This is a genomic window from Geobacillus sp. CCR (genome assembly GCF_052906625.1).
Genome location: NZ_JBREBQ010000052.1, coordinates 1 through 15,270, shown reverse-complemented (window position 1 = coordinate 15,270; position 15,270 = coordinate 1). Strand labels below are relative to the sequence as shown.

General features: G+C 55.1%; 15 protein-coding genes, 1 pseudogene and 2 riboswitches. Of the genes and pseudogenes, 7 read left to right on the top strand and 9 right to left on the bottom strand.

The genetic code is table 11. From position 1 onward, the window contains the following. Positions 1–172: 172 nt before the first annotated feature. The 6 genes from ACVBDQ_RS16605 to ACVBDQ_RS16580 form a co-directional block, all read right to left on the bottom strand. Positions 173–1,186, bottom strand: a complete 1,014-nt coding sequence (locus ACVBDQ_RS16605; protein WP_062898492.1) for an ABC transporter permease — start codon at positions 1,184–1,186, stop codon at positions 173–175. Beyond that, complete coding sequence (locus ACVBDQ_RS16600; RefSeq protein ID WP_011230448.1) at positions 1,128–2,678, bottom strand: sugar ABC transporter ATP-binding protein; 1,551 nt, start codon at positions 2,676–2,678, stop codon at positions 1,128–1,130. Before ACVBDQ_RS16600 ends, ACVBDQ_RS16605 begins: the two co-directional genes overlap by 59 nt. Continuing rightward, complete coding sequence (locus ACVBDQ_RS16595) at positions 2,675–3,838, bottom strand: sugar ABC transporter substrate-binding protein (protein WP_014195266.1); 1,164 nt, start codon at positions 3,836–3,838, stop codon at positions 2,675–2,677. Before ACVBDQ_RS16595 ends, ACVBDQ_RS16600 begins: the two co-directional genes overlap by 4 nt. Then, on the bottom strand, positions 3,825–4,892 hold the full coding sequence (gene mtnA, locus ACVBDQ_RS16590) for an S-methyl-5-thioribose-1-phosphate isomerase (protein WP_011230450.1): 1,068 nt from the start codon (positions 4,890–4,892) through the stop codon (positions 3,825–3,827). Before mtnA ends, ACVBDQ_RS16595 begins: the two co-directional genes overlap by 14 nt. A gap of 83 nt (positions 4,893–4,975) precedes the next feature. Continuing rightward, positions 4,976–6,166, bottom strand: coding sequence for an S-methyl-5-thioribose kinase (gene mtnK / locus ACVBDQ_RS16585; RefSeq protein WP_014195267.1), 1,191 nt, complete (start codon positions 6,164–6,166; stop codon positions 4,976–4,978). A 140-nt stretch (positions 6,167–6,306) separates the two neighbouring features. Continuing rightward, positions 6,307–6,475: riboswitch (SAM riboswitch) on the bottom strand. Positions 6,476–6,569: 94 nt separating this feature from the next. After that, positions 6,570–7,382 (bottom strand): carbon-nitrogen family hydrolase, encoded by an 813-nt coding sequence (locus ACVBDQ_RS16580; RefSeq protein WP_014195268.1) that lies wholly within the window; start codon positions 7,380–7,382, stop codon positions 6,570–6,572. Positions 7,383–7,480: 98 nt separating this feature from the next. Between ACVBDQ_RS16580 and ACVBDQ_RS16575 the strand changes: the two genes are divergently transcribed. The 5 genes from ACVBDQ_RS16575 (at position 7,481) to ACVBDQ_RS16555 (ending at position 12,039) form a co-directional block, all read left to right on the top strand. Next, entirely contained in the window at positions 7,481–8,668 is a 1,188-nt protein-coding gene (locus ACVBDQ_RS16575; RefSeq protein ID WP_021321409.1) for a pyridoxal phosphate-dependent aminotransferase, read from the top strand. A gap of 84 nt (positions 8,669–8,752) precedes the next feature. Then, positions 8,753–8,861, top strand: a riboswitch (SAM riboswitch). A 71-nt stretch (positions 8,862–8,932) separates the two neighbouring features. Next, positions 8,933–10,174, top strand: a complete 1,242-nt coding sequence (gene mtnW / locus ACVBDQ_RS16570) for a 2,3-diketo-5-methylthiopentyl-1-phosphate enolase (RefSeq protein WP_031205662.1) — start codon at positions 8,933–8,935, stop codon at positions 10,172–10,174. Next, positions 10,171–10,833 (top strand): 2-hydroxy-3-keto-5-methylthiopentenyl-1-phosphate phosphatase, encoded by a 663-nt coding sequence (mtnX, locus tag ACVBDQ_RS16565; RefSeq protein WP_138187369.1) that lies wholly within the window; start codon positions 10,171–10,173, stop codon positions 10,831–10,833. Before mtnW ends, mtnX begins: the two co-directional genes overlap by 4 nt. Then, complete coding sequence (locus ACVBDQ_RS16560; RefSeq protein WP_021321406.1) at positions 10,830–11,462, top strand: methylthioribulose 1-phosphate dehydratase; 633 nt, start codon at positions 10,830–10,832, stop codon at positions 11,460–11,462. Before mtnX ends, ACVBDQ_RS16560 begins: the two co-directional genes overlap by 4 nt. A gap of 34 nt (positions 11,463–11,496) precedes the next feature. Then, positions 11,497–12,039 carry a 1,2-dihydroxy-3-keto-5-methylthiopentene dioxygenase gene (locus ACVBDQ_RS16555; RefSeq protein WP_011230457.1) on the top strand — a complete coding sequence of 181 codons (543 nt, stop codon included), beginning with the start codon at positions 11,497–11,499 and terminating at the stop codon, positions 12,037–12,039. A gap of 46 nt (positions 12,040–12,085) precedes the next feature. Here ACVBDQ_RS16555 and ACVBDQ_RS16550 read toward each other — a convergent pair whose 3' ends face one another. Beyond that, on the bottom strand, positions 12,086–12,820 hold the full coding sequence (locus ACVBDQ_RS16550; protein WP_014195272.1) for a ZIP family metal transporter: 735 nt from the start codon (positions 12,818–12,820) through the stop codon (positions 12,086–12,088). 216 nt (positions 12,821–13,036) lie between these two features. On the opposite strand from ACVBDQ_RS16550, the gene ACVBDQ_RS16545 reads away from it, so the two are divergent. Both ACVBDQ_RS16545 and ACVBDQ_RS16540 read left to right on the top strand, forming a co-directional pair. Continuing rightward, positions 13,037–13,486 carry a MarR family winged helix-turn-helix transcriptional regulator gene (locus ACVBDQ_RS16545; protein WP_014195273.1) on the top strand — a complete coding sequence of 150 codons (450 nt, stop codon included), beginning with the start codon at positions 13,037–13,039 and terminating at the stop codon, positions 13,484–13,486. An 89-nt stretch (positions 13,487–13,575) separates the two neighbouring features. Then, entirely contained in the window at positions 13,576–14,142 is a 567-nt protein-coding gene (locus ACVBDQ_RS16540) for a phosphate propanoyltransferase (RefSeq protein ID WP_021321403.1), read from the top strand. A 61-nt stretch (positions 14,143–14,203) separates the two neighbouring features. Here ACVBDQ_RS16540 and ACVBDQ_RS16535 read toward each other — a convergent pair whose 3' ends face one another. After that, a complete protein-coding gene (locus tag ACVBDQ_RS16535) occupies positions 14,204–14,752 on the bottom strand; it encodes a short-chain dehydrogenase (RefSeq protein ID WP_014195275.1) in 549 nt (182 codons plus the stop codon). 18 nt (positions 14,753–14,770) lie between these two features. After that, positions 14,771–15,142: pseudogene (locus ACVBDQ_RS16530) on the bottom strand (alpha/beta hydrolase family protein); the annotation flags it as partial. Positions 15,143–15,270 lie beyond the last annotated feature (128 nt).

Sequence of the window (15,270 nt, the reverse complement as noted above, 5' to 3'; positions counted from 1 at the left end):
AGTTTGCCGCCCGCTTCCTTCAGATTCTGCGTCGCCGCAGACACCCTTGCGTTAAGCTAACTGCTACTTCTGCCTTCGCAGTTCGGGACTTTCACCCTATAGACTGCACCCATGCCGGGCGCACACGCATCTGCCCCCGAGGATTGCCATCCACGGGGGCAGAGATCGGGCGTTATTTTTTTTGCCAATGCGACAAGGCGAGGGCGCCGACTAAAATGGCGCCTTTTATAATGTCTTGGGCGTAATACGGAACGTTTGCCATCGTCAAGCCGTTCAGCAACACGCCCATTAAAATCGAGCCGAACAATGTGCCGATGACGTTCGGCTTGCCGGCGCCAAAGACGGAAAAGCCGATGTAGGCGGCGGCGACGCTGTCCATTAAAAGCGAGGCGCCGGCCGACACTTGCCCGGTGCCGATGCGCGAGGCAAGGACGATGCCGCCTAAGGCCGCAAAAAACCCGCTGATGACGTATGCATATGTCCGATAGCGGTTGACCGGGATGCCTGAGAGCCTTGCCGCCTCGCGGTTTTCCCCGGTCAAATAAAAGAGGCGGCCGGGTTTCGTGTACGTTAAAAACAGATGAGCGGCAATGACGACAAACAGCATAAGCAAGACCGAAAACGGCACGCCGAACAGCTCTCCCTGGCCGATAAATAAAAAGGAAGGAATGAATTTGCCCGGCGCCGTGCCGCCATCGGGCAGCGGCATGTCGTTGTAGATCGAAAACCCTTTCGTATAGGTGAGCTGCACGCCGTTAATGGCGTACATCGTCGCCAACGTCGCGAGCAAATCGGGCAATTTGAATTTGACGATCAACAACGAGTTCAAGAGCCCGACAGCAATGCCGAGCAACAGCGGCACGAGCAGGGTGATGAAAATTTCTTGGCGGTACAGGACGAGCGCCGCTGCGCTCGCGATCGTCGCTAGGCTCACCGTCGAGCCGACGGACAAATCGAAGCCATCGACGATGAGCGAAAACGTAATGCCGATTGCCACGAGCGTCACGATCGAAATGGACCGCAAAATGTCACTGAAGTTTTCATACGTAAAAAATCGGTCTTGCGTGATGCCGAAGTAGGCGATAACGGCAAGAATGGCCAGCAAGGTGCCGTGTTTATACAACAATTCAAGAATGGACGGCGCCGTTTTTTTCGACGGCGTTGTGGAAACGGCTGGCTGGCTCATGGATCTCACCTCCGCTGCAATAGTAAACAAGCTGTTCATACGTCAATTCAGCGGCCGGCAGGCGAGCGAGTAGCCGGCCGTCGACCATCACGTAGATGGTGTCGCAAATGTCAAGCAGCTCTTGAAATTCGCTGGAAAAGTACAGCACCGTTTTTCCTTCATCGGCAAGGGAGCGAATGATGGAAAACACCTCTTGCTTCGCATGGACGTCGATCCCTTTGGTCGGTTCGTCAAACAAAAAGACGCGTGCGTTTGTGTTGAGCCATTTGCCGATGACGACTTTTTGTTGATTGCCGCCGCTCAAGTGGCGAACGACGGTGGTGCTTGACGGCGGATGAACACCTAGCGAGCGGACGAGCCCGTCGGCTTCAGCCGCTTCTTTCGCCCAGCTGATCCATTGCCAGCGCGACAGGCGGGAAAGAAGGCGGACGGTCAAGTTCGTTTTCACTGATTCGGGCAAAAACAACCCTTGTTTGCGCCGTTCTTCCGGGATGAGGCAAAGGCCGGCGTCGATGGCTTCATAAGGCGATGAGAACACATAGCGTCTGCCATCAATTTCCCACTCGCCGGATGTGTTCCGGTGGGCGATGAGGCTTTCGGCAAGCTCCGTCTTGCCGGCGCCGACGAGGCCAGCGATGCCGACGATTTCGCCGCGGTGGGCGTATAGGTCGACTGTTGTCCCGGTTTTGTCGATCAAAATTCCGCGGGCGGCAAACGCGATGTCGCTTCTGTATGTGCGTGCTTGTTTCGCGGCGGCGGTCCGCTTCGTTCCAGTCATATGAAGGACGATGTCCTCAAGCGGCAGGCTGCGGGCGCCTCCGTGATAGACGACGCGGCCGTCGCGCAAAATCGTCAGCCGGTCAGCGATCTCCTGAACTTCTTTCAGTTTATGAGAGATGTAAATAAAGCCGACGCCTTGCTGCTTCAGTTCATCGATGATGGCAAACAGACGCCTTGTTTCCGCCTCGCTTAAGGCGGCCGTCGGTTCGTCTAGGATGATATAGCGCGCGTTGGATGACAGCACTTTGGCGAGCACAATCAGCTGCTTTTCATGGAGCGAGCAGTCGCGAACCAATTTCGTCGGCGGCAACGACAGGCCGACGCGGCGAAGCAGGGCGGCGGCCCGCTCTTTTTCTTGACGCAGCGAGCGAATCGGCCGTTGCTTCACATGGACGAACTCGTCCGCCGCTACATTTTCGTAAATCGGCAAGCCGGGAAAGAGCGCTGTGTCAACTTCTTGAACGACGAGGCCGATGCCGGCTTGTTTTGCTTCGCGCGGCGATGAAAACGTGTATATCGTACCGTCGATCGTGATCGTACCAGCGTCAGGCGGAATGGCGCCGGCCAAAATGTTCATGAGCGTGCTTTTGCCGGCGCCGTTCATGCCTAAAAGGGCGTGGACTTCGCCAGGACGAACGTCGAAGTCCACGCCGTCGAGCACGCGCACGGCGCCAAACGATTTTTCCATGCCCCGCATTGACAACCCGTTCATTTTTTGTTCACCTGGGCTTCCAACGTTTTCATCCACGGCGAGATGGCGACATTGGATTGCCCCCAGCCCGGGATGTATTGCGAAAGCTCATTCATCGACACTTGTTTGTCCGGAAGATCGGACCGTTTCACTAAATGCGGCTCAAGCGAGTAAATGTTCGGCGTTTTTTCTCCAGCGATTTTTTGATACGCGAACCGCACTTGGACGCGGCCGACTTCGGCTGGGTCGGTCGCCGTTGTCGCCACCCATGGGCTGTTTGGTTTTTGGATCATTTGCAAGTCTTCATCGCTCAAATCGATGCCATACACTTTAATTTCCGTGCGCCCAGCTTGCTCGATGGCGCGCGTCGCCCCTTTGGCGAACTCGTCCCAAGTTGCGAAGACAGCGTCAATGTCGCCTTTGTTCGGGTATTTTTTCAAAATCGCTTCCATTTGCGTTTGTGTGTCCAAAGCTGTGTTGGCGCTCGCCGTGCCAAACTTGGCAATTTCTTTAATGTTCGGATAGCGTTTTTTGAACGCGTCATAAATGACATGGCGGCGTTCCATCGGGGTAAAGCCGCCGACCCAAATCGTGACGATGTTGCCTTCCCCGTTTAAGTCTTCTGCGAGCGTTTTTAATGTTTTCCAGGCGAGGCTGTAGTCGTCTTGGTCGATGACGGTGACGCCGGGAATGTTCAAATCGTTGTCAAACGCCACAACTGGAATGCCTTTGGCGACGGCTTTTTTCACCGGGCCTTCGAGCGCATCGGCGCGGCCGTGGTCAAGCAAAATGGCGTCCACATTTTGTGTAATGGCCGTCTCAACGTACGATGCCATTTTGGTTAAATCGTTGTCGGCGTTGTAAATTTGCACCTCGCCGCCGAATTTTTGCACTTGTTCTTTGACGCCGGCGATGTATTGCGATGAGAACGTGCCGATGGACAGTTGCATAATGGCGGCGATCTTCACCGGTTTTTTCAGCTTCTCCGGGATGGCCGCCTGTTCGCTGCTCGATGCGGTTTGGCTGTTGGATGAGACGGTGTCGCCTTGGATGGCCGTTTGCTTCGTTTCGTTGGCCGGCTTAGAGCTCACGGCGTCTTGCTCGTTCGTGCAGCCGGCCAAGACGGAGAACACGGCAAAGAAAAGAAGAGAAAGGAACGATAAGGCCTTAAATCGTTTCATGCTGCTCCTCCTTTGTGAATAATGATGGCAGCGTTGCGTTGTAATTGCCGCGAATGATGCCTTTTTCGGTAATGATCGCGGTAATGAGTTCGTTTGGCGTTACGTCAAACGCCGGATTGTATACGTTGACGCCTTCCGGGGCGATGCGCACGCCGGCGATGTGGGTCACTTCATCCGGATGGCGCTCTTCGATCGGGATGTCCGCACCTGTTTTCGTCGTCAAATCGATCGTGGACAACGGCGCAGCGACGTAAAACGGAATGTCAAACGACTTCGCGAGCAAGGCCAGGCCGAACGTGCCGATTTTGTTCGCCGTATCGCCGTTTTGCGCGATCCGGTCGGCGCCGACGATGATGGCGCCAATGCCTTTCGCCTTGATCGCTTGCGCTGCCATGTTGTCGGTGATGAGCGTCACATCAACGCCCGCTTGCATCAGTTCCCAAGCGGTCAGGCGCGCCCCTTGCAACACCGGCCGCGTCTCGAGAGCGTAAACGGATAGTTCAATTCCTTTTTCTTTCGCCAAATAAAACGGGGCGAGCGCCGTTCCGTAGCGGGCGGTGGCGATCGAGCCGGCGTTGCAAATCGTCATCACCCGCTCGCCGGGCCTGAAGAGCGACAAGGCATGCTCGCCAATGCGGCGGCACACATCCTCGTCTTCTACTTGAATGCGAATCGCTTCGTGGACGAGCGTCGTTTTGGCCTCGTTGACGGAAAGGGCGTCGGCCGCAGCGGTGACGAGCCGATCGAGCGCCCAAAACAAGTTGACGGCAGTCGGCCGGGCACTGGCTAGGTAGTCACGATCTCGTTTCAAGCGACGGCGGAATTCATCGAGCGATTCGGTGTCGTAGCGTAAAGCGGCAAGCGCCAGGCCATAGGCGGCGGTGATGCCGATCGCCGGCGCGCCGCGCACTTTCAGCGTGGCAATCGCCTCATAGACGTCTTCCAGAGTGTGCAAGTCGATATATTCGATGATGGATGGAAGCTTTTGCTGGTTTAAAATCGTCACATGCGTCTCGCGCCATTCAACGGAGCGTGGGATGGCAAAGGTGCTCATCGCCATCTTCCTTTCTCTTTTTTTTTGGTTTGTCCGGGTCAGCGCCGCGCAGCTTGCGTCGAGACCCGGACGATTGTATGGCATTATTGTTCCGTTTCGGCAAACAGGCGGCGGAAGTCTTCCGTTCCGGTGAACACGCGGCGCTCAATGATCAAGCGGCGGCCGAGACGGAGGGCATGCCGTTTGGCAACAAGCCGTTCATCTTTGTGCTCGATGCCGTCAAGGTCCGCCACATGGGCGAGGCCGATCGTCCGGCGGATGACTTCGCAGCCGGCAAAGCCGACGGCGTCGATGAACGCGTGCCGGAGCACGTCCTCGAGCAAGCCCGGCGTCGCGGCGTACGTTTCCACGCTCTCGGTGCGCCAAAGGTTTGAGAACACGGACGCAAAGACGTCCCATGTCCGGTCGATGTGGTCAAAGAGCGGTTGGCGCTCTAATTCAGAGCGGGACAACGCATTTAACAGCAAATTGGCGAAAAATTGGCCAAGGTCAAACCCGATCGGACCGTAAAAGGCGAATTCTGGGTCGATCACTTTCGTTTCGTCGGCGCTTACGAAAATGCTGCCGGTATGCAAATCGCCATGCAAGAGCACATCGGCTTCGGTTAAAAACTTGCGCTTCAGCTTTGCTGCTTCCAGGTGGAGGCGGTCATCGCGCCAAAGAGCTTCAACGTCTGGGCGCAATTCGTCTTCAAAGTTGTTCGTTTCATGGTCAAAAAACGGGTCGGTGAAGACGAGGTCTTCGGTAATTTTGCACAGTTCCGGATTGACGAAGCTTTGCGCCAATTTCTTTTTCTCTTGCTGGTTCATGCCGAAGTCAGACGTATAAAACGCCGTTTTGGCAACAAACTCGCCGATATGCTGGGACAAAAGCGGATACGTTTTCCCTTCGATCAGCCCTTTGCGGGCGATTTGCAAACGGGATAAGTCTTCCATCACCGTAATGGCGAGCGATTCGTCAGAATAGTAGACTTTCGGCACGTATTGCGGCACGTAGCTCGCAAACGTGCGCAGCGCGTTGCTTTCAATGACAGCGCGCTTTAACGTGAGCGGCCAGCTTTCGCCGACCACTTTGGCGTACGGCAACGCTTGTTTGATGATGACGCCTTGTTTCGTTTCTTGATCGACGATATGAAAAACAAGGTTCAAGTTCCCGTCGCCGATCTCGCGGCAGGCAAGCGGCGCTCCGTCGCGGAATAGGCCGAGGCGGACAGCGAGAGATACCGCCTTCGGTTCGGTCAGCGGTTCGTAAACCGATGTTTGAACAGTGGTCATTTCCTTGTTCCCCCTTTTTTCATTTCGCTCGTTTTCAAATGCCGGTTCTGACGCGGCGCTGAAATCTCGGCGTTTCCGGCAAATGAAAAAGCCTCTTTCGCATACGGAAAGAGGCTTGAAGATTCATTCGTTCTTCGCGCCTCTTATCTTTCAGAAAGACATCGGTCTTTCTGTTGGACTTAGCACCGTGCCCTGCGGAAGCATGACGCTTCCGGCGCCGCCCTTGGCGTGCGCCCTATCTCACGATAGTATTACGGTCGGTTGCTGGGCTTCATTGGGCCAATTCCCTCAGCCAACTCTTGATAAGAGTACCGATTTCTCGTATTCAGTTTTTGCAATTTTCACGATGTTGTCAATCGTTTGGTTGTTTGATTCGAATGATACATGGTCGATCAATCGATTGTCAATACGTTTTGAAAAAATTTTTTGCCGCTTCGTAGTCGTGCGGCCGGCGGTCGGCAAACACCGGGATGCGCGCGCGGACGTCCGCAACGAGTGCGGGATCGATGTCGGCCGAGAGAATGCCCGGCTTCTCGTCCGCCTCGGCGATCACTTCGCCCCATGGGTCGATGACGAGCGAATGGCCGGCAAAGACGTTGTTCGGGTCGCGGCCAGCCCGGTTGCAGGCGACGACGTAGCATTGGTTTTCAATCGCCCGCGCCATCAAGAGCGTCCGCCAATGGTGCAGGCGGGGAAGCGGCCATTCGGCGACGACAAACAGCACTTCCGCCCCAGCCAAAGCATGGGCGCGAATCCACTCCGGAAAGCGGATGTCATAGCAAATGACCCCGGCGCATGCAAGCCCGTCGAGCGAAAACAAGCCTAAGCTGCTTCCCGGCTGCAAATACAAATGTTCATCCATTAATTGGAACAGATGGAGTTTGCTGTATTCGCCGACGATTTGGCCATGGCGGTCGGCCACGATCATCGTGTTTGTCACGCCGGCGGCTGTTTTTTTGGCGACCGAACCAGCGACGAAATGGACGCCGTACGTTTGCGCCAATCGGGAAGCGAGCGCCTTCGCCCGTTCGGCGCCTTCGTCGGCAATTTCATCCAGGCGCGTCAAATCGTAGCCGGTCGTCCATAACTCTGGCAGCACGATGATGTCAGCGCCGTCTTTGGCAGCGGATTCCACGGCCTGTTCGGCTTGCTGTTCGTTTTTTGCTGGATCGCCAAATGCAATGTCAAGCTGCAGGCAGGCGATGCGGATCGTCATGAGCGTTCACCTCGGAAAAAAATTTTTCTTTACATTTTGCTTTTAACGATATATGATGTTGCACTAGAATTTCAAGAATTTTTGAGAAGGTGTGGACGATGACGATCGAATTTCCCTTTTCCGAACTGCTTGAACAGCTGCCGAAGCAGTTTTTCGCCTCGCTCGTGGCGAAAGTCGGTGCGAAGATCAAGGCGGGTTATGATGTGATCAACTTAGGGCAGGGCAATCCGGATCAGCCGACGCCGGCGCACATTGTCGAAGCGATGCAGAAGGCAGCCGCGAACCCAAAATACCATAAATATTCGCCGTTTCAAGGCTACTCGTTTTTGAAAGAAGCCGTAGCGGCGTTTTACGCGCGCGAGTACGGGGTGACGATCGACCCGGCCCGCGAGGTCGCCATCTTGTTCGGCGGCAAAGCCGGGCTTGTCGAGCTGCCGCTTTGCCTCGTCAACCCGGGCGATGTGGTGCTTGTCCCGGACCCGGGCTATCCGGACTATTGGTCGGGGATCGCGCTTGCCCGCGCGCGGATGGAGATGATGCCGCTTTCTTCGGAAAACGGATTCTTACCGGATTACGAAGCCATTCCGGAGTCGGTCGCCGACCGAGCGAAGCTCATGTTTTTAAACTATCCGAACAATCCGACCGGTGCGACGGCGACAAAGGAATTTTTCGCGGAGACGGTGGCGTTTGCCGCCAAGCACGGCATTGCCGTCGTGCACGATTTCGCTTATGGGGCGATCGGCTTTGACGGCCGGAAACCGGTCAGCTTCCTGGAAGCCGATGGGGCGAAAGACGTCGGCGTCGAAATTTATACGTTTTCGAAAACATACAATATGGCCGGCTGGCGTGTGGCGTTTGCCGTCGGCAACGAGCGGATCATTCGGGCGCTTGAGCTTTTGCAGGATCATTTGTATGTCAGCTTGTTCGGCGCCATCCAAGAAGCGGCCGCCGCGGCGCTCCTTGGTCCGCAAGATTGTGTCACGGAGTTGGTCGCATTGTATGAGGCGCGCCGCAATGCGTTCATCGCTGCGCTCTGCGAGATCGGTTGGGAAGCGCCGGCGCCATATGGGTCGTTTTTCGCCTGGCTTCCGCTGCCAAAAGGCATATCATCCGCTGAGTTTGCCGACATGCTGCTTGAGCGGGCGCATGTCGCCGTCGCCCCAGGCATCGGGTTCGGCGAGCACGGCGAAGGGTATGTGCGCGTCGGCCTCTTGACCGATGAAGCGCGGCTTCGCGAAGCAGCGGAGCGGATCGGCCGCCTTGGATTGTTCGAAAAAAATTTTTGAAAAATGATTGACAACGCCAATCGGCGATGTCATAATTCAAAGTAAATTTGCCAATTGTTTGACAAGTGCATAAACGAGCAGGCTTTCTTATCAAGAGCAGGCGGAGGGACGAGCCCAATGAAGCCCGGCAACCGGCTTGGCGCGCGCCAAGCACGGTGCTAATTCTTGCAGCGGAAACGCTGAGAGATAAGAAGAGCGCCATGGATGAGTGACGCCTCTTCTTATGAAGAGGCGTTTTTATTTCGAGATTGAGAGGGATGAACGATGAGTGCAGTGATGGCAACGTATTTGCTTCATGATGAAACAGACATTCGGAAAAAGGCGGAAGGGATCGCGCTCGGCTTGACAGTCGGCACATGGACCGACTTGCCGGCGTTGGAGCAGGAGCAGCTTCGCAAACATAAAGGGGAAGTCGTCGCTATTGAAGAGCTTGGCGAAAGCGAGCGGGTAAACGCCTATTTCGGCAAGCGGCTGAAGCGGGCGATCGTCAAAATCGCCTACCCGACAGTCAACTTCAGCGCCGATTTGCCGGCATTGTTGGTCACGACGTTCGGCAAGCTGTCGCTCGACGGTGAAGTGCGGCTGCTTGATTTAGAGTTTCCGGATGAATGGAAGCGACAGTTTCCTGGGCCGCGCTTTGGCATCGACGGCATTCGCGACCGAGTCGGGGTGCATAACCGCCCACTGTTGATGAGCATTTTTAAAGGCATGATCGGCCGCGATTTGGCGTACTTGACGTCGGAATTGAAAAAACAGGCGCTCGGCGGCGTTGACCTGGTCAAAGACGATGAAATTTTGTTTGACAGCGAACTTCTTCCGTTTGAAAAGCGGATCACCGAGGGCAAGGCGGCGCTTCAGGAAGTGTACGAACAAACAGGCAAGCGGACGTTGTATGCCGTCAACTTGACCGGCAAAACGTTTGCGTTAAAGGACAAAGCGAAACGAGCCGCCGAGCTTGGCGCTGATGTGCTGTTGTTTAACGTCTTCGCTTATGGGCTTGACGTGTTGCAGGCGTTGCGCGAGGATGAGGAGATTGCGGTGCCGATTATGGCTCACCCGGCGTTCAGCGGCGCTGTTACGCCGTCTGAATTTTATGGGGTGGCTCCTTCGCTTTGGCTTGGAAAGCTTTTGCGGCTCGCCGGCGCCGACTTTGTCCTGTTCCCGTCGCCGTACGGCAGCGTCGCCTTGGAGCGCGAGCAGGCGCTTGGCATCGCCCGGGCGCTGACCGATGAACAAGAGCCGTTTGCCCGGGCGTTTCCAGTGCCATCGGCCGGCATCCATCCGGGCTTGGTGCCGCTCCTTGTCCGCGATTTTGGCCTTGACAGCGTCGTCAACGCCGGCGGCGGCATCCACGGCCACCCGGACGGGGCGATCGGCGGCGGAAAGGCGTTTCGCGCCGCCATCGACGCAGCGCTGGTCGGCCGTCCGCTTCGTGAAGCGGCGAAAGACAACGAGGCGCTGCAAAAGGCGATCGACCGCTGGGGCGCTATTGAGGTGGAAGCATGACGAAACAACTCGTTCTTTTTTGCGATTTTGACGGCACGATCACGGAAAACGACAACATCATCGCGATTATGAAACAGTTCGCCCCGCCGGAGTGGGAGACGCTAAAGGACGACATTCTCGCCCAGCGCATCTCCGTTCAGGAAGGCGTCGGAAAAATGTTTTCGCTTCTTCCGTCAGCGCTGAAAGGGGAGATTGTTGACTTTTTGCTTAGCACCGCCCGCTTGCGCGAAGGGTTCCGCGAGTTTGTCGCATGGACAAAAGAGCAAAGCATCCCGCTCTATATCGTGAGCGGCGGCATCGACTTTTTCGTCTATCCGCTGCTTGAAGGGCTCATTGAACCGGAGCGCATTTTTTGCAACGGCTCCGATTTCAGCGGTGAGACGATCCGCATCACATGGCCGCATGCATGCGACGGTGAGTGCCAAAACGGCTGCGGCTGCTGCAAGCCGTCGCTATTGCGCAGGCTTGCCCGCCCGGACGGGTATCACGTCGTCATCGGCGATTCGATCACCGACTTGGCGGTGGCCAGGCAAGCCGACTATGTGCTGGCGCGCGATTTTCTGCTTGAAAAATGTCAAGAGCTTGACCTGCCGCACGCGCCATTTGCGACGTTTTTTGACGTGATGGATGCGTTGCAGCGAATGGAGGTGATCGTATGAGCATTGTCGTGAAAAAGTGGAACGAGCTTGCGGAAGTGAAAGCCGAGCTCGCCGCCCGCGATTGGTTTTTCGCAACAAGCGGCAATTTGTCGATCAAAGTGACGGACGACCCGTTGACGTTTTTGGTGACAGCGAGCGGCAAGGATAAGCGGAAGCAAACGGATGAGGACTTCTTGCTCGTTGACGCTGCCGGCCGACCAGCGGAGAAAACACATTTAAAGCCATCAGCGGAGACGCTGCTGCATGTGGAAATTTACAACCGCACAAACGCCGGTTGCGTCTTGCACGTTCATACCGTGGACAACAATTTGATTTCTGAACTGTATGCGCAAAACGGGGAAGCGGTCTTTTCCGGCCAGGAAATCATCAAGGCGTTCGGCATTTGGGAAGAAAATGCCGCCGTGCGCATCCCGATCATTGACAATTACGCCGACATTCCAACGCTCGCTCGGGAGTTTGCGAACTATATCCATGGCGACGCCGGCGCCGTGTTGATCCAAAACCATGGCATCACGGTCTGGGGGCGTACAGCGTTTGAAGCGAAAAAACATTTGGAGGCATGGGAGTTTTTGTTCCGCTGGCAGGTGAAGCGGCTGCTTTTGCAGCGGGCCGGCCTGCCGGTTGGCTAATCCATATACATTTTTCCAAAGGAGGATGTGAACAATGGCAGTCATCAAAGTGAGAAAAACGGGCCAAGTGATTGAAGGAGAAGACAATGTGCGCGCGTTTTTGAACAGTCAAGGGGTGTTGTATGAACATTGGGACATCACGAAACTGCCGGAGCATTTGCGCGATAAATATGTTCTGACAGATGAAGAAAAAAATGAAATTTTAGCGACGTTCAAAGACGAAATTGAAGATTTAGCGGCGCGCCGCGGCTACAAAACGTGGGATATCGTCGCTCTGTCCGACGCGACGCCGAACTTGGATGAGTTGCTGAAAAAATTTGAACAAGTGCACATCCATACGGAAGATGAAGTGCGCGCCATTACGGCCGGCCATGGCATTTTCATCATCAAAGGCGACAAAGAAACCGGCTATTTTGATGTAGAGCTTGAAGCCGGCGACGTCATTTCCGTGCCGGAAGGGAATCCGCATTACTTTACGCTCATGGATGACCGTCGGGTCGTTGCGGTGCGCTTGTTTATCGACCCGTCCGGCTGGGTCGCTCATCCATATGAAGAAAAAGAGGAAGCCGTCCAATAACAATGAACGCCCCGCTGCTTATATACAGGCAGCGGGGTTGTTTTCGTTAAAACGATTGTGTTAGAAAAATCATAAACAAAATGCCGACAATAAACGCGTACGTCGATGTCCGTTCATTTCCATCGCCATGGCTTTCGGGAATGAGCTCTTTGTAAATGATAAACAGCATCGCCCCGGCGGCAAACGCCAACCCGTATGGAACGAGGCCGCGGAAGAGAGAGGTTAAATAAAAGCCGAGCAAAGACGTCACAATTTCGACCGCGCCGGTTAACGTGGCAATGACAAACGCTTTAAAGCGGCCAATCTGCTGATTGACTAAAAACAAGGCGACCAAAAATCCTTCCGGCGCGTTTTGCAAGCCGATGGCCAATGCGATCAAATTGCCGATTTGCGAAGCGCCGTCTGAGGCGTAGCTCACCCCGACTGACAGCCCTTCGGGGAGATTGTGCATCGCAATGGCGGCGATGATGAGCATCGCCTTTTCGTCGAATTGCAAGCCGCTTTTCGTATGCTCCAAGTCGATATGGGGGACGGTCATCTCAAGCAACGTTAACACGAGCACCCCCGCCGCCAATCCGATGGCGAGCGCCTCAAAACCGCCGGACCGCAGGGCCTCGGGAATAAGACTTGTCATCGAGGCCGCCATCATAATGCCGGCTGAAAACGCGAGGAGCACATCGCGCCAGCGGTGGGTGAGCGATTTGGCCATAAACAAAATCGGCACAGCGCCAAGTCCGGTCGATAAGGCGGACAGCACACTGCCGGTCAATACCCCGTTCATCCAATTCCCCCTTCATCAGCCTTTATTTTTTCATATGCGCCGTTTCCACAAATGTGACAATCGCCCAAGCGCTGCCCTATAACAAAATTATCATAGCGAAAGGAACGGCCGCTGGCGAGAAAAATGGACCAGCGCCTGGCAAAAACGGTTGCCTGCCTGTTTGCTGTTCAAGTATAATGCAAGTAAGAAATGGTTAAATGCAAAGGGTTGGATGGCATGGAACAAAAAGAGCAAGAACTCGAGCAATCGCTAAAGTTGTTTATCGTATTGTCGCGGGCTTACCGCGCCGTAAGCGACCAAGTGAACAAATCAATCCACTCATTCGGGGTCAATCCGACCGAATTTGCCGTGTTAGAATTGTTATACCATAAAGGGGATCAGCCGCTCCAGCAAATTGGCGAAAAAATTTTGCTGGCGAGCGGGAGCATCACCTACGTCATTGACAAACTGGAAAACAAAGGATTGATCGTCCGCCGCGCCTGCGAAAAGGACCGGCGCGTCACGTACGCGTCCATTACAGAAGAGGGGCGGCGGTTTATTGAACGCGTATTTCCCGAGCATGCGGAAAAAATTCACGAAACGGTTTCGGCGCTGACGGCGGCAGAAAAAGAGCAGGCGATTGCGCTGCTGAAAAAATTAGGATATGGGGCAAAAACAAGGGGCTGACGCGAGGTCGGCCTCTTTAATTTTGCCGGAAATGGATACGTTATATAAAGAACATACCATAGCCAGCAAAAAAGGAGAGATCACCATTGATGGTTCCAGTAGGGGTATCGAATCGCCACATTCATTTATCAAAAGAACACATGGCGGCGCTGTTTGGCGAAGGCGCCGAGCTGACGGTGCTCAAGCCGTTGTCGCAGCCTGGCCAGTTCGCCGCCAAGGAAACGGTGACGGTCGAAGGGCCGAAAGGGAAAATTGAAAACGTCCGCGTCCTCGGACCGGTCCGTTCGCTCACCCAGCTTGAAATTTCGAAAACCGACAGCTTCAAGCTCGGCGTCGCGCCCCCGATCCGCTTATCCGGCGATATTGACGGAACGCCAGGCATTACGATTCACGGACCGAAGGGGACGGTGACCGTCGACAAAGGGGTGATCATTGCCAAGCGCCACATTCATATGACGCCGAAAGATGCCGAGACGTTTGGCGTCCGCGATAAACAAGTTGTGAAAGTGAAAACGCAAGGGGAGCGGGCGCTCATTTTTGACGAAGTGATCGTCCGCGTCAGCGAAGATTTTGCATTAGATATGCACATTGACACCGATGAAGCGAACGCGGCCGGCTTGAAAACGGGCGATTATGTCGAACTGCTTCCATCGTGAAACCATCCGCGCCAAAGGCGGACAAAGCGCCCTCTCGGTACAAACGAGAGGGCGCTTCCCATTAATGCGGCCGCTTCTTCTCTGATGCTAGTGTGCCGACAAGATGAAACGGCGCATCACGCCGAATGGCGTCAATGACGCCGCTGCTGATTTCTTGATGGGTGAGCCAACGCGTGCTGTGCTCTTCGATCACGAAGCCAAGCTGAATTTGCCGGTACAGGCAAGCGGAAGACAAACGGAGTTCCCGCTTTGCCTCGGCCGGATGGGCCCGGCTGCCGAGCACGTGGAACAGACGCCAAGGACCGGGATGTCTGCTATTTTCCCGGATGATGGCCGGAAACGCCTGTTTCCCGTCGCTGTGCACCCATGCGACAACAAGGTCGAAGGCTCTGTTTTCATTGATTGTTTGGTGAATCAAGGAACATAGTACATCATGATCGCGATAATCGACCAAAAGCGGGGTAATGGCCTCCAGATGTGCGGCGCGGGCGATGAGCCGTTCCATCCGTTCCCTGTTCCGGGCGACGATGGATACATGGTACCCTTCTCGCACGAGCCAAAGCGACACGTCGGTTAACATGCCTGTCCCACCGATGACGAGTGCGTGCATGGTGTTTCTCCTTTCGGATTAATGCGATGCTCCTTTCAAATAGCGGTCAAACCAGTCGACGATATGGCGAAGACGCTCAAGCCGAAGAGCAGGGTTGCCGGTGCGCGACAAATCGTGGTTGGCGTCCGGAAAGCGGACGAGCTTTGTTTCCCGCCCGAGCTGCTTTAAGGCGACAAACAGCTGCTCCGCCTGCTCAATCGGGCAGCGGTAATCGCGTTCGCTGTGCAAAATCAACAGCGGTGTGCGCATGTGTTTGACGTATTTGAGCGGCGAATGATGCCAAAGCCGCTCAGCGTCTTCCCAAACGTCGCAGCCGACTTCCCATTTCGTGAAAAAGTAGCCGATGTCGCTCACGCCAGAGAAGCTGAGCCAGTTGGAAATCGAACGTTGACCCGAGTTCGACAGTGACTAGGCAAACAAAATGCCTCTCGACCCTTGATACAAAAGGGACGGGAGGCATTTGAGCACACTTCGGGCGTGTATCTAGGGGCGATGATGGATGCCTAGGATCTTCGGAG

Excerpts from the sequence above, each read along its gene's own strand:
- ACVBDQ_RS16605 (WP_062898492.1), bottom strand. The coding sequence starts at position 1,186 with ATGAGCCAGCCAGCCGTTTCCACAACGCCGTCGAAAAAAACGGCGCCG.
- ACVBDQ_RS16600 (WP_011230448.1), bottom strand. The coding sequence starts at position 2,678 with ATGAACGGGTTGTCAATGCGGGGCATGGAAAAATCGTTTGGCGCCGTG.
- ACVBDQ_RS16595 (WP_014195266.1), bottom strand. The coding sequence starts at position 3,838 with ATGAAACGATTTAAGGCCTTATCGTTCCTTTCTCTTCTTTTCTTTGCC.
- mtnA (WP_011230450.1), bottom strand. The coding sequence starts at position 4,892 with ATGAGCACCTTTGCCATCCCACGCTCCGTTGAATGGCGCGAGACGCAT.
- mtnK (WP_014195267.1), bottom strand. The coding sequence starts at position 6,166 with ATGACCACTGTTCAAACATCGGTTTACGAACCGCTGACCGAACCGAAG.
- ACVBDQ_RS16580 (WP_014195268.1), bottom strand. The coding sequence starts at position 7,382 with ATGACGATCCGCATCGCCTGCCTGCAGCTTGACATTGCATTTGGCGAT.
- ACVBDQ_RS16575 (WP_021321409.1), top strand. The coding sequence starts at position 7,481 with ATGACGATCGAATTTCCCTTTTCCGAACTGCTTGAACAGCTGCCGAAG.
- mtnW (WP_031205662.1), top strand. The coding sequence starts at position 8,933 with ATGAGTGCAGTGATGGCAACGTATTTGCTTCATGATGAAACAGACATT.
- mtnX (WP_138187369.1), top strand. The coding sequence starts at position 10,171 with ATGACGAAACAACTCGTTCTTTTTTGCGATTTTGACGGCACGATCACG.
- ACVBDQ_RS16560 (WP_021321406.1), top strand. The coding sequence starts at position 10,830 with ATGAGCATTGTCGTGAAAAAGTGGAACGAGCTTGCGGAAGTGAAAGCC.
- ACVBDQ_RS16555 (WP_011230457.1), top strand. The coding sequence starts at position 11,497 with ATGGCAGTCATCAAAGTGAGAAAAACGGGCCAAGTGATTGAAGGAGAA.
- ACVBDQ_RS16550 (WP_014195272.1), bottom strand. The coding sequence starts at position 12,820 with ATGAACGGGGTATTGACCGGCAGTGTGCTGTCCGCCTTATCGACCGGA.
- ACVBDQ_RS16545 (WP_014195273.1), top strand. The coding sequence starts at position 13,037 with ATGGAACAAAAAGAGCAAGAACTCGAGCAATCGCTAAAGTTGTTTATC.
- ACVBDQ_RS16540 (WP_021321403.1), top strand. The coding sequence starts at position 13,576 with ATGGTTCCAGTAGGGGTATCGAATCGCCACATTCATTTATCAAAAGAA.
- ACVBDQ_RS16535 (WP_014195275.1), bottom strand. The coding sequence starts at position 14,752 with ATGCACGCACTCGTCATCGGTGGGACAGGCATGTTAACCGACGTGTCG.